The sequence below is a fragment of the Pseudomonas spelaei genome, assembly GCF_009724245.1.
GTDB classification, from domain to species: domain Bacteria; phylum Pseudomonadota; class Gammaproteobacteria; order Pseudomonadales; family Pseudomonadaceae; genus Aquipseudomonas; species Aquipseudomonas spelaei.
Map to the genome: position 1 here is coordinate 1 of NZ_WNNK01000036.1, position 16,186 is coordinate 16,186.

Consider the following 16,186-nt stretch of genomic DNA (forward strand, 5'->3'; position numbering starts at 1 on the left):
ATTTAGCTTTTCTATCGATATGCAGGAATAACAACAAATCCCTTCTATATAGAGAGCAAGAAGAGAGCCGACTGAGCAATATATTGCTCAACTCTCAACACTTAAGCATCATAGGCGCCTCTGCTTCTTTATATGACTTCGGACGAACACCCTCGATGACCACCTCGCCTCGTAGCCTAGCCTCGGCATTATTCCCTGTCGGCCTGCTGCTGATTGCCATGGCCTCCATACAGTCCGGCGCCTCGCTGGCAAAAAGCATGTTTCCTATCGTCGGCGCACAAGGCACCACCACCCTGCGTCTTGTGTTCGCCAGTATCATCATGCTGCTTCTATTACGCCCGTGGCGGGCCAGGCTCACCGCCAAATCCCTACGCACCGTAATCGTGTACGGAATGGCGCTGGGCGGGATGAACTTCCTCTTCTATATGTCCCTGCAGACCGTTCCCCTGGGAATAGCTGTAGCGCTCGAGTTCACTGGACCATTGGCCGTCGCTATTTACGCCTCGCGTCGTGCCGTCGACTTCCTCTGGATCGGCCTGGCGATCATCGGTCTCCTGCTACTGATTCCCATCGGAGAAACCAGCAGCGGGATCGATTTGACGGGCGCGGCCTATGCATTAGGCGCCGGCATCTGCTGGGCGCTTTATATCCTGTTTGGCCAGAAGGCGGGAGCAGACAACGGCGTTCAAACAGCGGCTTTGGGCGTTATGATTGCCGCACTGTTTGTCGCACCGATCGGGATAGTCCATGCAGGTACAACTTTACTGACTCCCTCACTGATCCCAATCGCCATTGGCGTCGCGATTTTGTCCACTGCCCTGCCCTACACCTTGGAGATGGTTGCCCTGACTCGTCTCCCCGCCCGTACATTCGGCACCTTAATGAGTATCGAGCCCGCTTTCGGTGCGCTCTCCGGGCTATTTTTCCTTCAGGAACACTTGTCCTTAGCACAATGGATGGCCATCACCTGCATCATCCTGGCTTCTGTTGGTGCAACCCTGACCATGCGTAATGAATCCAAACCACTAGTCCCGTCAGATTGATTCAGGATTTAACGTAGCTCTGGTATTTGCCGCTCAATTAGGCCATGTTTAGACTGTAACCCAATGTCAGTCATGGAGAATTTCGATAGGGACATCAAGAACGCTACAATCGAGAGCGAGCAAAGCCTGCTTCGGGCATCTCTGCGAAGCGGCTATTAAGGATGGGAATGAAGCGAATTTTGATACTGTTAGTCGTCATGGCCATCGCCGGTTGTGCCGCGACCACCAAGACAGAAGTAAAACGGGGGAAAAAAGGGCTGCACATCAACTGTTCCGGCCTGTCCTCCTCCTGGGACCAGTGCTATAGCAGTGCAGCTAACTCGTGCGGCGCCAAAGGCTATAGAGTCATTGCCAAGTCAGGCGATAACGCCGAAGATCCAGGCGACTATCCGTTTGGCATCAACCCAGCTGGCTATACCAGTCGCAGCATGATCGTCATCTGCAAATAACTACAGGCCTGCCATTTGTTGGCTGAGCACTTCATGGTTCGATGACAGCACCTGCGCTTGAACCAGCGGATCGACCATCATCCGCGCCACCACCAGCGCACCGACGCACTGCGACAGAACGGCCCAAGCCAGGCTGTCGCTGCCCAGCGTCGCAGCCCAACCCACTTGCAACCTGCAAATCCAGTCCTGCGCCTGCTGGCGCACTGCAACATCGGAACGTGCGATCTCAGCCCCAAGGCTCGGCAGAGCACAGCCCGCGTCCATCTGCTCCACGTGAGCCATGCTCAAATAGAACTTGAGACAGCGATCCAGCCTCTCACGGCTCTGAATGCCATTGCCGTTCAAGCGTTCAAGGCTGTGACTCAGCTCCCGTTCGACAATCGAACTGAACAACTCGTCCTTCGAAGAGAAGTGACTATAGAAAGCACCGCCGCTCAAGCCGATAGCTTTCATCAAACCATCCACACCGACACTGGCAAACCCTTCTTTCTTGGCCATGGCCGCACTGCTGTGCAACAGCTTCTCTCTGGTTTCCTGCTTGTGACTGGCTGAATACCGCATTTCATACTCCACTGGATTTGTCACCTTGACGCTCAGCAGATCGTAGCATAACGTTCGTTTAGTTAACGATCGTTTACCAAAGGATCTTCCCATGACTGACAAGAAAAAAATCGTACTGGTCGTCGGCGCTGGCGATGCCACCGGAGGAGCAATTGCCAGGCGTTTTGCCCGTGAAGGTTATGTCGCGTGCGTCACTCGGCGCAGCACCGACAAACTTCAACCGCTGGTGGACAGTATTCTGTCAGCCGGAGGTGAGGCCCATGGTTTTGCCTGCGACGCGCGCAAGGAAGATGAGGTCATTGCGCTGATAGAACAGATCGAAACCCAGTTAGGCCCCATCGAAGCCTTTGTCTTCAACATTGGCGCCAACGTGCCTTGCAGCATCCTGGAAGAAACCGCCCGCAAGTATTTCAAGATCTGGGAAATGGCCTGCTTTTCCGGCTTCCTGAATGCCCGGGAAGTGGCCAAGCGAATGGTTACCCGCCAACGGGGCACCATTCTGTTCACCGGCGCCACCGCCGGCTTACGTGGCGCTGCCGGTTTTGCGGCGTTCGCAGGCGCCAAGCACGGAATTCGCGCCTTGGCACAAAGCATGGCGAGAGAACTGGGCCCGCGTAATATCCACGTTGCCCACGTAGTAATCGACGGTGCAATCGACACCGCCTTCATTCGTGACAACTTCCCGCAAAAATACGCGCTCAAGGACCAGGACGGTATTCTTAACCCCGAGCACATTGCCGATAACTATTGGTACCTGCACAGTCAGCCACGGGATGCCTGGACCTTCGAACTGGACTTGCGCCCCTGGAATGAGCCCTGGTAAGCACGCCCCCATAACAATAAGCAGCGAGCACAAACCATGAGTAAAACCCTGGAGTTTTTCTTCGACCTCGGTAGCCCTGCCACCTATCTGGCCTACACGCAGTTACCTGGCCTGTGTGCTGAAACCGGCACCCAACTGATCTATCAGCCGATGCTGCTGGGTGGTGTCTTCAAGGCCACCGGCAATGCCTCTCCCGCTACCATCGCGGCCAAAGGTCGCTACATGTTCCTGGACCTGGCACGCTATGCCAAACGCTACAACGTCCCGCTCACATTCAACCCGAACTTCCCCATTAACACGCTGACGCTAATGCGCGCTGTGACCGGTATTCAGATGCACCAGCCAGAACGTTTTATCGATTTCATCGATTGCCTGTTCCGCGCACTATGGGTAGAAGGACATCATCTCGGGGATCCGGCAATCGTTGCGCAAGTCCTGACTGAACATGGCTTTGATCCCGCTGAAGTATTGGCGCTGACCCAGGACGAGGCAGTGAAAGCCGCCCTCAAGGACAAGACCGAAGACGCTATCCAGCGCGGCGTCTTCGGTGCCCCGAGCATGTTTGTCGGCAACCAGCTGTTCTTCGGCCAGGATCGCCTGGATTTTGTGCGAGAAGCCCTGAGCTAAAGCGCCTGCCGCTTGCGCAGAACATGCAAGCGGCCCTCGGGCCTTATATAGCCGCCGTACGCACCTGCAACCACTCCAACGCAGCACCACTGAGCAGCGGACTCAAGCGCTCACGCACCTGTGCGTGATAGTCGTTGAACCACTGGCGCTCATCCAGCGTCAGCAACGATGGCTCCAGACAACGGGTATCGATCGGGCACAAGGTCAGCGTCTCGAACTTGAGGAACTCGCCAAACTCGGTCTTGCCCGCTTCGCGGTTCAATACCAGGTTCTCGATACGCACCCCCCAACGGCCCGGGCGGTAGGTGCCCGGCTCGATAGAGGTGATCATTCCCGGCTGCATAGCGGTTTGTGGCGCCGCGACGGCCTGATAGGCAATCACCTGCGGACCTTCATGAACATTGAGGAAATACCCGACACCATGACCGGTGCCGTGGCCGTAATCCACACCTTCGGCCCAGATCGGCGCACGAGCAATGGCATCCAGCAACGGCGACAGAATACCCTTGGGGAAATGTGCACGGGACAAGGCGATCACACCTTTGAGCACCCGCGTACAGTCGCGCTTCTGCTCTTCGCTCGGCGTACCGATGGGCACCATCCGCGTGATGTCGGTAGTACCCCCCAGGTACTGGCCGCCTGAATCGATCAACAGCAAACCATCGCCTTCGATCAACGCATGCTCTTCTTCTGTGGCGTGGTAATGAGGCATCGCGCCATTGGCATTGAACGCAGCAATGGTGTTGAAACTCAGCGACACATAACCCGGACGGCGAGTCCGGGCAGCCGTCAGGTGTTCATCAATAGTCAGCTCGGTAATGCGCTCACGGCCCAGGGCACTGTCCAGCCAAGCGAAGAACTCGCACAAGGCGGCGCCATCCTGCTCCATGGCTTGGCGGATGTGCTCGGCATCGGCCAGGCTCTTGCGGGACTTGGCCAAGGTAGTCGGGTTGAGACCTTCGACCAGCTTGACGCCATCACCCAGGTTTTCCAGCAACCCCGCAGTCACTCGCGCCGGATCAACCTGCACGCTCGCACCCGCAGGCACTGCCCCCAAGGCACTCGCCACTTCGCTGTAATCGCGCAGCGTCACACCGTCCTGTTCCAGTACGGCTCGCAGCGCCCCGTCGACTTTGCTCAGGGCAACAAATAACGTGGCCTGCTTTTGGCTGATCAACGCAAAAGACACGAACACCGGGTTGAACGAAACATCACCACCACGCAGGTTGAACAGCCAGGCGATGTCATCCAGGGTGGCGATGAAATGCCAGTCGGCGCCCTTCTCCTTCAAGCTCTCGCGCAAGGCGGCAAGTTTCTCGCCACGGCTGACGGTAGCCTGGGGTGGCAAGTGCTGATAGATCGGCTGATCAGGCAACGCCGGACGGTCTTGCCAGACTTGGTTCAACAGGTCGATATCAGTACGCAGGCGTGCGCCACGCTCCGCCAACTTGCTGCCCAGGGTACGCGCCGACGCCACGGCCATGACCGCACCATCCACCGCCACAACACCGCCTTCCGGGGTTTGCTCGGCCAGCCATTCCAGCGGCCCAGGCTGGCCCGGCTGCAGCTTCACCAACTCAATGCCGCTGCCCTTGAGTTCCTTGGTCGCCTGTTCCCAATAACGGCTATCCGCCCAGACTCCGGCAAAATCGGCAGTGACAATCAGCGTCCCCACCGAACCGTGAAAACCCGACAACCACTGGCGCCCCTGCCAGTATCCCGGCAGGTATTCGGACAAGTGCGGGTCGGCCGACGGCACCAACAGGGCATGAATGCCCTCTCGGCTCATCAGTTCACGGGTGTGCGCCAGGCGCTGGGGAACCGTTCCATGGGTCAAAGGCTGCGTGCTCATCGTTTCTCCTGCTAACCACTGATAATTGTTATGTGTTGCGGATGTGGATCAAACCGCCCAGAAGGCCGGCGCGCTGGCCAGCGAGTCCTTGATCAGCTGTACCGCCTGATCAATGTCCTGCTCGGTAGTAAAACGGCCCAGGCTCAAGCGAATGGTACGACTTGCGCTGCGCGCATCATGCCCCAACGCCAGGAGCACGTGGGACGGTGCATTGCTCGCCGAGTTGCATGCCGACGTGGCTGAAAAGGCGATGCCCGCACTCAACGCAGCAGAATTGAACTCGCCCTCACTGAACGTCAGGCTCAGGGTATGGGGAATGCGTTGAGTGGCGCTACCGTTCAAGCGCACGCCGGCAATCGTATTCAACTGCTCAAGCAGACGCTGGCGTAATGCAGCAATCACCGCCTTCTCTTGCGTAAATGAAGCGGCCGCCAAGGCGAACGCCGTGCCCATTCCAGCAATCTGGTGGGTCGCCAGCGTGCCAGAGCGTAGCCCGCCTTCATGACCTCCGCCATGAATCTGCGCCAACACTTTTTGCTGAGCACGCGGGCCGACATACAGGGCACCGATCCCTTTGGGGCCATACAGCTTGTGAGCTGAAAACGACATCAGATCCACCGGCCACAAGGCCAGATCAATGGCGACCTTGCCCGCGCCTTGCGCCGCGTCCACATGGAACAGCGCACCGTGCTCACGAACCCGCGCACCAATGGCCGGAATATCGTTGAGGGTGCCCAGTTCATTGTTGACCAGCATCAGCGACACCAGAAAAGTGTCTTCGCGCAGTGCTTCGCTCACAGCCTCGAGCGTGATCAGCCCTTCGGCATTCGGCACCAGGTACGTCACCGCAACCCCGGCTTCCTGTAACTGGCGGGCCGTGTCCAGCGTCGCCTTGTGCTCAATCTGGCTGGTAATGATATGCCCACCCGATACGCCCCGGGCTTGCGTCACGCCCTTGAGCGCAAGGTTGTTGGACTCGGTGGCACCGGAGGTCCAGACGATTTGTTCAGCCTGTGCACCTACCAATTCGGCTACCTGCCGCCGTGCCTGCTCAACCGTTTGCCGGGCCTGCTGGCCGAACACATGGGAACTGGAGGCTGGGTTACCGAAATTGGCGTTGAACCCCAGGCACTCGACCATGACCTGAATGACCCGCTCATCCACCGGCGTGGTGGCGGCGTAGTCGAAATACAGAGGACGTTTATTCATGACGTTAAAGACTCGCAGAGCTTGTTCCCGAGAGCGGTGTCCCAGGGGCAGCGACCAGAAGAGAGATCGTCTGATTTACCTGATCGGGTGCCGTTAAAGAAAGACCACTTTATTTAAAAGTGCGTAGGAACGCTCCTGAAATCCAGCTTAACAGGCTCGGGGAAAGGGATGGAAAACAAAAAGCCCAAGGTTCCTGTGGGAAACCCTGGGCTTTTCAAAACAATTCCTTGGTTCAACTGGGACGACCATGCAGCGTCACACTGCGCTCTGCGTTCATCTCACCCTGATGGTCAAATCCAAACGCCTTCTGTGGCTGAGCGGTCAGCTCAGCTTTCTTCTGTTGATATTCATCAAAGGACAAACCGCGGCGACTCAACGCCTCCAGCGCCAGTTCCTTGCTCTCTTCGGCCGAAAAAGGTCGCAACTCGGGTGCCGGATGAGTCGCACAACCGGCGAGGACAGAGGCGACAAGCAACAAGGAAATAGCGAGGAAATGGTTCATGGCGAAGGACCTGCGAACTGGGCTGTAGTCAATGAACACAGGCTACTCCCGGTCCCCCTCAGAGAAAAATCACCGCCCGTGATAGTCGCTATCAACCTAGACACTCCCTTCGATAGCCATCCTTCATATTCCATAACGACCTATAAATATGGAAATACGTTCGTTTACGGAATAAATGCAACCCTCTATAAATGGCCACAACGCCTCAGCCACTGTTGGCCACGCAACTGTTGCCCAGGCAACAGCCATTCAACAAAACACCAGGTAGACAACACCAGCACTTTCCAGCAGCCGGTCCGGAGCCCATGTAAATCAAGGCTTGTGCCGTTTGGTACAGCTCTTGCTCAAGCCCCGTTACTGCTCTCGCTCTGAGCCACTGTTGAAAAAGGAACTGTTCATGACCCGTCCCCTGAATGTCGTTGCCCTCTCCGGCGGAACCTGGCGCCCGTCCCGCACCCTGGTGCTGACCCAAGCGGTGCTGGCCGAACTGGCCACCCAATTGCCGATCCAGACCACCCTGATAGAGCTGGGCGACATTGCCCGCCCGCTCGGCGCAGCGCTCTCGCGTACGGAATTGCCGGCGGAGGTCGAAGCCCAACTGCACGCCATCGAACAGGCTGACCTGCTGATCGTGGCCGCGCCGGTCTATCGCGGCTCCTACCCTGGCCTGCTCAAGCACTTGTTCGACCTGGTAGACCTCAACGCACTGATCAACACCCCGGTGCTGCTGGCCGCAACCGGCGGCAGCGAACGCCATGCCTTGATGCTCGATCACCAGTTACGGCCGCTGTTCAGTTTCTTCCAGGCCCTGACCTTGCCCATCGGCGTCTATGCCACCGAAGCCGACTTCACCGACTACCAAATCACCAGTGAGCCCTTGAAAGCCCGCATTCGCCTCGCAGCGGAACGCGCTGCGCCATTGTTTGCCGCGCATCCCACCTCCCTGCTGAAAATCGCTTAAGGATTTGTCATGGATGTTTTCTGGTTTCTGCCCACCCACGGCGACGGTCATTACCTGGGCACCACTCAAGGCGCCCGCCCGGTCACCCTCAACTATTTGAAACAAGTGGCCCAGGCCGCCGACAACCTCGGCTACCACGGCGTACTGATTCCCACCGGCCGCTCCTGCGAAGACTCCTGGGTGATCGCTTCGGCCCTGGTGCCATTGACCGAACGCCTGCGCTATCTGGTGGCGATCCGCCCAGGAATCATCTCGCCGACCGTCTCGGCACGCATGGCCGCGACCCTCGACCGGCTGTCCAATGGCCGCTTGCTGATCAACGTAGTCACCGGCGGTGATCCCGACGAGAACCGTGGTGACGGCAGCTTCCTCGACCACAGCGAACGGTATGAAGTGACCGATGAGTTCCTCAAGATCTGGCGCCGCGTACTGCAAGGTGAATCGGTAGACTTCGAAGGCAAACACCTGCGCGTACAAAACGCCAAGGCGCTCTACCCTCCGGTGCAGAAGCCCTATCCGCCGCTGTACTTCGGCGGTTCCTCCGACGCGGCCCACGACCTTGCCGCCGAACAGGTGGACGTGTACCTGACCTGGGGCGAACCGCCCGCCGCCGTCGCCGAAAAGCTCGCCGATGTGCGTGAGCGTGCAGCCCGCCACGGGCGTACCGTCAAGTTCGGCATTCGCCTGCACGTGATCGTGCGCGAGACCGAAGAAGACGCCTGGAAAGCCGCCGCCAAATTGATCGAGCACATCAGCGACGAGACCATTGCTGCCGCGCAAAAATCCTTCTCGCGCTTCGACTCCGAAGGCCAAAGGCGCATGGCTGCGTTACATGATGGGCGCCGCGACAACCTGGAAATCGCCCCCAACCTGTGGGCGGGCGTCGGCCTGGTGCGCGGTGGTGCGGGGACCGCATTGGTGGGCAACCCGCAGCAAGTTACCGAGCGGATCAAGGAATACGCGGACCTGGGAATCGAGAGCTTCATTTTCTCCGGCTACCCGCACCTGGAAGAGGCATACCGCTTTGCCGAGCTGGTGTTCCCGCTGTTGCCGGAGCCCTATGCCAGCCTGGCCGGACGCGGTATCACCAATTTAACCGGGCCGTTTGGCGAAATGATTGCCAACGATGTGCTGCCGGCCAACGCCAAAGCCTGAAGCCCCTGAGATCTGCTTCATGTGGGAGCTGGCTTGCCTGCGATGCGGCGGGCCAGGCGTGTGCCGACGCTATCGCAGGCAAGCCAGCTCCCACATTCGATCTTCGTTGCTTCATACGTAGCGCACGGCATTTGACCTAATCGAGGAACACCCGCGTGACAGCCAAACCCCACAGCGTCCTGCCCTCACCTTTGCAGACCGCCAAACTGCTGGCCACCGAATTCGCCCTCACCGCCGTCGAACGCGACGAGCGCGGTGGCACACCCAAGGCCGAACGTGACGCCTTGCGCCAAAGTGGCCTGCTGGCCCTGAGCATTCCCACGCAATACGGTGGCCTCGGCGCTCGCTGGAGCGAGACCTTGGAGATCGTTCGCGAATTCGCCAAGGTCGACAGCTCCATCGCCCACGTCTTTGGCTTTCATCACCTGATGCTCGCCACCGTGCGACTCTTTGCCCGCCCGGAACAATGGCAGCCCTGGTTCGAACAGACCGCCCGCAAAAACTGGTTCTGGGGTAACGCGCTCAACCCACTGGACACCCGAACGGTGGTCAAGGACTTCGGCGGCTGGCGTGAGTTTTCCGGCAAGAAGAGCTTCTGCTCCGGCGCCAGCGATTCAGAAATGCTGATCGCCTCGGCGGTGGATGAAAGCGCCGGCGGCAAATTGCTGATCGCTGCCATCCCCAGCGGTCGCAGTGGTATCACCCTGCACAACGACTGGAACAACATCGGCCAACGCCAGACCGACAGCGGCAGCGCCAGCTTCGAGCGCGTACGTGTCGAAGAGTCGGAGTTGCTGCTGGATCCCGGCCCGCTGAGCACGCCCTTCGCTTGCCTGCGGCCACTGATCGCCCAGTTGACCTTCACCCATATGTTCCTCGGCATTGCCGAAGGGGCCTTTGAAGAAGCGCGTAATTACACCCTGACCGAAACCCGGCCCTGGTACAAATCCACAGTCCAGGACGTGCGCCAGGACCCTTATGTGCTCAACCATTACGGTGAATTCTGGGTCGCACTGGAAGGCGTGCGCTTGCTGGTGGAACGCGCCGCCGAACTACTGGACCAGGCCTGGGCCAAGGGCCCGAGCCTCAGCGAAAGCGAGCGAGGCCAACTGGCTATCGCCATCGCTACCGCCAAAGTCGCCGCCACTCGCAATGGCCTGGAGCTGTGCAGCCGCCTGTTCGAAGTCACCGGCGCGCGGTCCACTCACGCGTCCCTGCGTCTGGATCGGCATTGGCGCAACCTGCGCACACAAACCTTGCACGATCCAGTGGACTACAAACTCCACGAACTGGGTGACTGGGCCTTGAACCAGTCCCTGCCGATTCCGACCTTCTATTCCTGAATGCTTTGTAAAGAAGAGGTGCCCATGCAGCTTTTAACCTTACCGCCCTCGCCCGCCCTCGCGACCTCGATCCGCGCCACGGCCCAAGTCTTCGAGGACCCGAAATCCCAGGCGCTGCTGGCGCACATCCAGCAGGTGGCGCCCAGTGAAGCCAGTGTGCTGATCATCGGCGAAACCGGTACCGGTAAAGAGCTGGTGGCCCGGCATATCCACAACCTCAGTGCCCGGCGCAACCGGCCGTTCGTGGCGGTAAATTGCGGGGCGTTTTCCGAATCCCTGGTGGAAGCGGAATTGTTCGGTCATGAAAAAGGTGCCTTCACCGGTGCCCTCAGCGCCAAGGCCGGCTGGTTCGAAGAAGCCGACGGCGGCACCTTGTTCCTCGATGAGATCGGCGACTTGCCGATGGCCATCCAGGTCAAGCTGTTGCGCGTCCTGCAGGAGCGGGAAGTGGTGCGCCTGGGCTCACGCAAAAGCATTCCCATTGATGTGCGGGTGCTCGCCGCCACCAACGTGCAACTGGAAAAAGCCATCAACGCCGGGCATTTCCGCGAAGACCTGTACTACCGCCTCGACGTGGTCAGCCTGGAACTGAGCCCGCTACGCGAACGCCCCGGTGACATCCTGCCGCTGACCCGGCACTTTATCGAGGCCTACAGCCAACGCCTGGGCTACGGCCCGATCACCATCAGCCGCGAAGCCGAGCAGAAACTCAAAAGCTACAGTTGGCCGGGCAACATCCGCGAGCTGGAAAACGTTATCCACCACACACTGTTAATCTGCCGCAACGGCCTGATCGAGCGCGATGACCTGCGTCTGTCGAACATGCGCATCGAGCGTCAGGACGACAGCCAGTACGGCGCCGATAACAGCGCCGAAGCCTTTCTGGAGCGGGCCTTTCAGAAGCTGTTCGAAGAACAGGCCGGCGCCCTGCATGAGAAGGTCGAAGACGCGCTGTTGCGCGCCGCCTACCGTTTCAGCCATTACAACCAGGTGCACACCGCCAACCTGCTGGGCCTGAGCCGCAACGTCACCCGCACCCGCCTGATCAAGATCGGCGAGTTGGCGGTGAACAAGCGGCGACCCGGAGAGAACGTACAAGGAGAACGCATGTTGCACCTATCCATTTAGGCGGCACTGTAACGCGTCGTCGTGGCTGCGCTCGATGCTGCGCAGCACCTGGAACGAACCGAAGGTTACGGCCGTGGCCTGATGGGCGCGGATCAGCGTCCAGAAATCCTCTCCCTGCTGCTCAAAACGCTTGAACGCGGCCTCTCCGTCCTCCCGGGACAGCCATTGCAAGTAGTTGAGCACCCGGCGCCCGTCATCACTGACCTGCACACTGGCACTGAGAAACCCGCCACCCCCTTGGGCCAGGCGCTCCGTCTGCTCGGACAGCGCCAAGACCAGTGCGGATTGCTGGCGGGGCTCGATCTGAAACTCGATGAGTTGGGTAAAGCCACGACTTTTCGCTGATGACTGCATGAATATTCCCCTCTAGCTGTAGGCGCGATCTTGCGATCCAACGTCACGCAGGGTAAAACCTCTAGTTAACTCGAGGTCAAGAGTCTTTTTTGGAGTTTTTTTCATGATCAGCAAAGAACTCACCGTCGGCCAACTGGCAGCCCGCAGCGGCGTGGCCGTCACCGCCCTGCACTTCTACGAAACCAAGGGTTTGATCAAGAGCAACCGCAATGCCGGCAACCAGCGGCGCTACCCCCGGGACGTGCTGCGGCGGGTAGTAGTGATCAAGATTGCCCAGCGCCTGGGTATTCCGTTGGCAACGATTCATGAGGCGCTGAAAACCTTGCCTGATAGCCGCACACCAACGGCCGCCGACTGGAATCGGTTATCCGCACTGTGGCGTGAAGACCTGGATGAGCGCATCAATAAACTGGTGATGCTGCGGGACAAGCTCAATGGCTGCATCGGCTGTGGCTGCCTGTCGATGGAAGCATGCCCGTTACGTAATCAGGACGATGTGCTCGGTGAACGCGGGCCCGGAGCACAATTACTGGAACCCACAACCAAGCCCTGATGTGGAAACCCGATCAATGTGGGAGCTGGCTTGCCTGCGATGCTTCACACCTCGGTTTGACTGATGCACCGAGGCGATTGCATCGCAGGCAAGCCAGCTCCCACATTTGCTCGGCGCTCGCCTTCAAAACCCCGGCGCAATCTGCCCCTTGTAGCGGGTGAGGATGAATTGGCGTACTTCATCGGAGTTCAGCGCCTTGGCCAGTTTCTGGATGCGCGGATCGTTGATGTTATCCGGGCGCGCCACCAGGTACTCGACGTACAAGTCCTTGCCCTTCTCGACGATCAACGCACTGTTGGTGTCGATCCCCGCTTCCAGCGCATAGTTGGCAAACACAAACGCCAGGTCCACCTGACTTACCGAACGCGCCAGTAAAGCGCCTTCCAGCTCACGGATTTTCAGGTGTTTGGGGTTGTCGACGATGTCCCGTGGCGTGCTCAAGGTATTGCTCGGGTCCTTGAGTTTGATCAGCCCGGCCTCATCCAGCAGCACCAACGCACGTCCCGTGTTGACCGGGTCGTTGGGAATCGATACCGAGGCACCGTCTTTCAATTCCGAGATAGCGTTGATCCGTGTCGAATAGGCGCCAAATGGCTCGATATGCACCCCCACCACCGGCACCAGGTCGGTGTGCCGGGTCTTGTTGAAGTCATCAAGAAACGGCCGGTACTGGTAGTAATTGGCGTCGATATTCTTCAGCGCCAATTGCTGATTGGGCTGGATGAAATCGGTGAAGACCTTGATCTGCAAATCCACGCCTTCCTTGGCCAGCACCGGTTTGACGAACTCGAGGATTTCCGCGTGGGGCACAGGGGTTGCGCCCACCACCAGCTTCTCGTTGGCGAAGGCATTGAGGGACAGCACAGCGGCCAGAATGGCCAGGGTCTTTTTCATGAAGGCTCCAAAGCAGTTAGAAAAATTAACGGCGGCTGTAGCGCGCCACCAGACGGTCACCGGTCATTTGCAGGGCCTGCACCAGCACCAGCAACAGCACCACGGTGACCACCATCACGTCGGTCTGGAAACGTTGATAGCCGTAGCGGATGGCCAGGTCGCCAAGGCCTCCGCCACCGATCACGCCGGCCATGGCCGTGTAGTCCACCAACACGATGGCGGTGACGGTGACCGCTGCGAGCAAGCCGCCCCGCGCCTCCGGCAACAGGGTGTGGCGGATCACTTGCCAGGTGCTGGCTCCCATGGATTGGGTGGCCTCCACCACGCCTCGGTCGACTTCGCGCAATGCGGTTTCCACCAGTCGCGCGAAGAACGGCGTACAGCCCACCACCAGCGGTGGAATGGTGCCCGGCACCCCGAGGGAGGTGCCCACCAACAAGGTGGTCAGTGGGATCAGCACAATCAGCAAGATGATGAAAGGCAGTGACCGCAACACGTTGACCACCACCGACAACAACCGATAAACCACCAGTGCTTCGTGCAACTGGCGCTTGCCGGTGAGGAACAGCAACACCCCCAGCGGCAGGCCCAGCAACACGGTAAACCCCAGGGCGGCCGCCAGCATGCTCAAGGTTTCCAGGCAGGCCTGGCCGATGTCGGCCCAATAGATATTTTTCAGCCACTCGCCCATGGCTCACGACCAATCGTGGCGCGGTGGCTTGGTGCCGTTGAGCAGCCAGTTGCCGACCACGTGATATTTCCAGCGCACCGGGTCGTGCAAGGTGTGGACCCGGGCGTTACGCCAGTGGCGATCAAAGTTGTGCTTCTTCAGGGTCGAGCGGGTGCCGCCCAGTTCGAAGAGTTTATTGCTGGCCTCGATGGCAATTTCAGTGGTTAGCACTTTGGCTCGGGCCACGGCCAGGGAGGCGTGAGCGACATTGTCCTCATCCGGTGCCGGGCGCGCGGCGTCCAGCGCTTTACCGGCCCGTTCCAGCAAGGCTTCGGCGGCTTCCAGGCGAATGTCCAACGCGCCGATTTGAATGATGGTCAGCGGATCTTCACTGGCTTTTTCCACACCGGCATCAATCCATGGGCGGGCGAATTGCTGGACGAACTGCACCGTATCGCGCAACGCGGCCCGGGCGATCCCGGCGTCGATGGCGGCTGTGGTCAATTGCGCGAAAGGACCGGCCAAGGTCGGCGAATCGTAGGAGCGATGGGTAGGAAACAGGTTGAACGCCGGCACCCGCAGCGCTTCAGCCAACACCGTCCCGCTGGAGGTGGTGCGCTGGCCCATGCTGTCCCAGTCGTCGATCACCACCAGACCCTCAGTGCCTCTCTGGACAAACGCCAACTGCGCATTTTGCGCCTCATCCAACGCCAGCACTGCCAGCCAGTGAGCGTACAGCGAACCGGTGCAATAACCTTTGCGACCGTTGATCACATAACCATCGCCTTGCCGACGAATAGTCGCCTGAATGTCCTGGACATTCTTGCCGCCGGTTTCCGACAGCGCATTGGCAAAGCGATGCCCTTGCAGCGCCAGGCCGAAGAAGTACGCCTGCTGCTCAGGTGTGCCCTGCAAACGGATGTCTTCCAGCAGGCAGTAATGGTTCTGCGGAATTTGCCCCAGCGAGGGGTCGGCCGCCGAGATGATCGCAATCACTTGGGCCAGCACCGCATAGGACACCTGCGCCCCACCGAACTCGCGAGGCACACTGATACCCCACAAGCCGCTGTTGGAATACAGATCGACGATATCCGCCGGTACCTGGCGCGTACGGTCGCGTTCGGCATCCTGCTCCAGCAACACGGCCGCGACGCGATGGGCGACCGCCAGGGCCTGGGCTTCGTCGTGAATCAACTCGGCATGGGGGGGATGAATCGGATAATCGGCAGACACAGGCAGAACAGGCATACAACGCTCTCGGGCGGAGGGAATGCCTTGGGTATTGCAGCTTCTGTGCCTGAGGGCCCGAGCCCGTGGATTCAGGGGGTTGAGCCTGTATTGCAGGCACGTAGCCGCCCAAGGCGCAGCAAACTGCCGGTTTACTGTTGCCTGGCGAACACCTCGTCGGCTGCCCGCAAGCGACGGTGCACGTGGCCTATAGTGAAAAGACCGGAAAAACCCGGGTTCTTTTCCACAACAACAATCAAGGAGAACAAAATGAGCGTTAAACCCATCCCCGAGGGCTACCACAGCATCACGCCCTATCTGGGAATCGACAAAGCCGTCGAAGCCATCGCGTTCTACAAGAAGGCCTTCGACGCCATTGAAGTGATGCGCCTGGACATGCCCGACGGCAAGATCGGCCATGCCGAGCTGCGTATTGGTGATTCGGCGATCATGATGGCTTCGCCTTGCGCTGAAATGTCCTTCGGCAGTCCGGGCAAAGAGCATCCCAGCGTGTGCCTGCATCTGTATGTACAGGATGTCGACAAGCAGTTCGCCCAAGCCATCCAGGCCGGCGGTATCGCCGTGTCAGAACCGAAGGATCAGTTTTACGGCGACCGCTCCGGGACGTTGAAAGATCCGTTCGGGCACGTGTGGTTTCTGGCAACGCGCAAGGAGGAACTGACAGAAGCACAAATTCGGCAGCGGGCCGCAGACCTGTTCAAATAAGGCTGAAACTCCGAGTTGAAGGGGCTTGGCCCCTTCAACACACTTCATGAACACCCCCTCCACGCTTTCCCCCTTGCCCTCCGCGCCAGGTGATTTCAGGATGCCGGCA

General features: G+C 59.2%; 18 protein-coding genes. 10 read left to right on the plus strand and 8 right to left on the minus strand.

The window, feature by feature from the left end; translation table 11 throughout:
- Positions 1–155 precede the first annotated feature (155 nt).
- Both rhtA and GNF76_RS26870 read left to right on the plus strand, forming a co-directional pair.
- Complete coding sequence (gene rhtA / locus GNF76_RS26865) at positions 156–1,043, plus strand: threonine/homoserine exporter RhtA (RefSeq protein WP_155586090.1); 888 nt, start codon at positions 156–158, stop codon at positions 1,041–1,043.
- 167 nt (positions 1,044–1,210) lie between these two features.
- Positions 1,211–1,492, plus strand: a complete 282-nt coding sequence (locus GNF76_RS26870) for a hypothetical protein (protein ID WP_155586091.1) — start codon at positions 1,211–1,213, stop codon at positions 1,490–1,492.
- Here the strand turns inward: GNF76_RS26870 and GNF76_RS26875 are convergent, their stop codons facing one another.
- Positions 1,493–2,053, minus strand: a complete 561-nt coding sequence (locus tag GNF76_RS26875) for a TetR/AcrR family transcriptional regulator (RefSeq protein WP_155586092.1) — start codon at positions 2,051–2,053, stop codon at positions 1,493–1,495.
- Between the two features lie 91 nt (positions 2,054–2,144).
- Between GNF76_RS26875 and GNF76_RS26880 the strand changes: the two genes are divergently transcribed.
- Together GNF76_RS26880 and GNF76_RS26885 are read left to right on the plus strand one after the other, a co-directional pair.
- Positions 2,145–2,876, plus strand: coding sequence for an SDR family oxidoreductase (locus tag GNF76_RS26880; protein WP_155586093.1), 732 nt, complete (start codon positions 2,145–2,147; stop codon positions 2,874–2,876).
- A gap of 36 nt (positions 2,877–2,912) precedes the next feature.
- Positions 2,913–3,503, plus strand: coding sequence for a 2-hydroxychromene-2-carboxylate isomerase (locus GNF76_RS26885; RefSeq protein ID WP_155586094.1), 591 nt, complete (start codon positions 2,913–2,915; stop codon positions 3,501–3,503).
- A 43-nt stretch (positions 3,504–3,546) separates the two neighbouring features.
- On the opposite strand, the gene GNF76_RS26890 is transcribed toward GNF76_RS26885, so the two are convergent.
- The 3 genes from GNF76_RS26890 to GNF76_RS26900 all read right to left on the minus strand — a co-directional run bounded on the left by GNF76_RS26890 (position 3,547) and on the right by GNF76_RS26900 (position 7,066).
- Positions 3,547–5,355: an aminopeptidase P family protein gene (locus tag GNF76_RS26890; RefSeq protein WP_155586095.1), complete on the minus strand. Its 1,809-nt coding sequence runs from the start codon at positions 5,353–5,355 to the stop codon at positions 3,547–3,549.
- Positions 5,356–5,403: 48 nt separating this feature from the next.
- Complete coding sequence (locus tag GNF76_RS26895; protein WP_155586096.1) at positions 5,404–6,564, minus strand: cysteine desulfurase family protein; 1,161 nt, start codon at positions 6,562–6,564, stop codon at positions 5,404–5,406.
- Between the two features lie 232 nt (positions 6,565–6,796).
- A complete protein-coding gene (locus GNF76_RS26900; RefSeq protein ID WP_155586097.1) occupies positions 6,797–7,066 on the minus strand; it encodes a hypothetical protein in 270 nt (89 codons plus the stop codon).
- A 397-nt stretch (positions 7,067–7,463) separates the two neighbouring features.
- On the opposite strand from GNF76_RS26900, the gene msuE reads away from it, so the two are divergent.
- From msuE to GNF76_RS26920, 4 genes are all read left to right on the plus strand, one after another.
- Positions 7,464–8,027, plus strand: a complete 564-nt coding sequence (msuE, locus tag GNF76_RS26905) for an FMN reductase (RefSeq protein ID WP_155586098.1) — start codon at positions 7,464–7,466, stop codon at positions 8,025–8,027.
- A gap of 9 nt (positions 8,028–8,036) precedes the next feature.
- The gene (ssuD, locus tag GNF76_RS26910; protein ID WP_155586099.1) at positions 8,037–9,182 is read left to right on the plus strand and encodes an FMNH2-dependent alkanesulfonate monooxygenase; all 1,146 of its coding nucleotides are present in this window, start codon (positions 8,037–8,039) and stop codon (positions 9,180–9,182) included.
- A gap of 155 nt (positions 9,183–9,337) precedes the next feature.
- Complete coding sequence (locus GNF76_RS26915; RefSeq protein WP_178123614.1) at positions 9,338–10,525, plus strand: acyl-CoA dehydrogenase family protein; 1,188 nt, start codon at positions 9,338–9,340, stop codon at positions 10,523–10,525.
- Positions 10,526–10,549: 24 nt separating this feature from the next.
- Positions 10,550–11,653: a sigma-54 interaction domain-containing protein gene (locus tag GNF76_RS26920; RefSeq protein WP_155586100.1), complete on the plus strand. Its 1,104-nt coding sequence runs from the start codon at positions 10,550–10,552 to the stop codon at positions 11,651–11,653.
- On the opposite strand, the gene GNF76_RS26925 is transcribed toward GNF76_RS26920, so the two are convergent.
- Positions 11,642–12,007 carry an antibiotic biosynthesis monooxygenase gene (locus tag GNF76_RS26925; protein ID WP_155586101.1) on the minus strand — a complete coding sequence of 122 codons (366 nt, stop codon included), beginning with the start codon at positions 12,005–12,007 and terminating at the stop codon, positions 11,642–11,644. The two genes, GNF76_RS26920 and GNF76_RS26925, sit on opposite strands and share 12 nt — an antisense overlap.
- A gap of 103 nt (positions 12,008–12,110) precedes the next feature.
- On the opposite strand from GNF76_RS26925, the gene soxR reads away from it, so the two are divergent.
- Complete coding sequence (soxR, locus tag GNF76_RS26930; protein WP_155586102.1) at positions 12,111–12,560, plus strand: redox-sensitive transcriptional activator SoxR; 450 nt, start codon at positions 12,111–12,113, stop codon at positions 12,558–12,560.
- A 123-nt stretch (positions 12,561–12,683) separates the two neighbouring features.
- Here the strand turns inward: soxR and GNF76_RS26935 are convergent, their stop codons facing one another.
- From GNF76_RS26935 to GNF76_RS26945, 3 genes are read right to left on the minus strand one after another with little or no spacing between them, the layout of a single operon-like run.
- Entirely contained in the window at positions 12,684–13,454 is a 771-nt protein-coding gene (locus GNF76_RS26935) for a MetQ/NlpA family ABC transporter substrate-binding protein (RefSeq protein ID WP_155586103.1), read from the minus strand.
- Positions 13,455–13,479: 25 nt separating this feature from the next.
- Positions 13,480–14,145, minus strand: coding sequence for a methionine ABC transporter permease (locus GNF76_RS26940; RefSeq protein ID WP_155586104.1), 666 nt, complete (start codon positions 14,143–14,145; stop codon positions 13,480–13,482).
- A 3-nt stretch (positions 14,146–14,148) separates the two neighbouring features.
- Positions 14,149–15,372: an SfnB family sulfur acquisition oxidoreductase gene (locus GNF76_RS26945; RefSeq protein ID WP_155586105.1), complete on the minus strand. Its 1,224-nt coding sequence runs from the start codon at positions 15,370–15,372 to the stop codon at positions 14,149–14,151.
- 249 nt (positions 15,373–15,621) lie between these two features.
- Between GNF76_RS26945 and GNF76_RS26950 the strand changes: the two genes are divergently transcribed.
- Entirely contained in the window at positions 15,622–16,077 is a 456-nt protein-coding gene (locus GNF76_RS26950; protein WP_155586106.1) for a VOC family protein, read from the plus strand.
- Positions 16,078–16,186: the final 109 nt, after the last annotated feature.

What these genes read in the sequence shown, in the direction of transcription:
- rhtA (WP_155586090.1), top strand. Translation starts at nt 156, where the DNA reads ATGACCACCTCGCCTCGTAGCCTAGCCTCGGCATTATTCCCTGTCGGC.
- GNF76_RS26870 (WP_155586091.1), top strand. Translation starts at nt 1,211, where the DNA reads ATGAAGCGAATTTTGATACTGTTAGTCGTCATGGCCATCGCCGGTTGT.
- GNF76_RS26875 (WP_155586092.1), bottom strand. Translation starts at nt 2,053, where the DNA reads ATGCGGTATTCAGCCAGTCACAAGCAGGAAACCAGAGAGAAGCTGTTG.
- GNF76_RS26880 (WP_155586093.1), top strand. Translation starts at nt 2,145, where the DNA reads ATGACTGACAAGAAAAAAATCGTACTGGTCGTCGGCGCTGGCGATGCC.
- GNF76_RS26885 (WP_155586094.1), top strand. Translation starts at nt 2,913, where the DNA reads ATGAGTAAAACCCTGGAGTTTTTCTTCGACCTCGGTAGCCCTGCCACC.
- GNF76_RS26890 (WP_155586095.1), bottom strand. Translation starts at nt 5,355, where the DNA reads ATGAGCACGCAGCCTTTGACCCATGGAACGGTTCCCCAGCGCCTGGCG.
- GNF76_RS26895 (WP_155586096.1), bottom strand. Translation starts at nt 6,564, where the DNA reads ATGAATAAACGTCCTCTGTATTTCGACTACGCCGCCACCACGCCGGTG.
- GNF76_RS26900 (WP_155586097.1), bottom strand. Translation starts at nt 7,066, where the DNA reads ATGAACCATTTCCTCGCTATTTCCTTGTTGCTTGTCGCCTCTGTCCTC.
- msuE (WP_155586098.1), top strand. Translation starts at nt 7,464, where the DNA reads ATGACCCGTCCCCTGAATGTCGTTGCCCTCTCCGGCGGAACCTGGCGC.
- ssuD (WP_155586099.1), top strand. Translation starts at nt 8,037, where the DNA reads ATGGATGTTTTCTGGTTTCTGCCCACCCACGGCGACGGTCATTACCTG.
- GNF76_RS26920 (WP_155586100.1), top strand. Translation starts at nt 10,550, where the DNA reads ATGCAGCTTTTAACCTTACCGCCCTCGCCCGCCCTCGCGACCTCGATC.
- GNF76_RS26925 (WP_155586101.1), bottom strand. Translation starts at nt 12,007, where the DNA reads ATGCAGTCATCAGCGAAAAGTCGTGGCTTTACCCAACTCATCGAGTTT.
- soxR (WP_155586102.1), top strand. Translation starts at nt 12,111, where the DNA reads ATGATCAGCAAAGAACTCACCGTCGGCCAACTGGCAGCCCGCAGCGGC.
- GNF76_RS26935 (WP_155586103.1), bottom strand. Translation starts at nt 13,454, where the DNA reads ATGAAAAAGACCCTGGCCATTCTGGCCGCTGTGCTGTCCCTCAATGCC.
- GNF76_RS26940 (WP_155586104.1), bottom strand. Translation starts at nt 14,145, where the DNA reads ATGGGCGAGTGGCTGAAAAATATCTATTGGGCCGACATCGGCCAGGCC.
- GNF76_RS26945 (WP_155586105.1), bottom strand. Translation starts at nt 15,372, where the DNA reads ATGCCTGTTCTGCCTGTGTCTGCCGATTATCCGATTCATCCCCCCCAT.
- GNF76_RS26950 (WP_155586106.1), top strand. Translation starts at nt 15,622, where the DNA reads ATGAGCGTTAAACCCATCCCCGAGGGCTACCACAGCATCACGCCCTAT.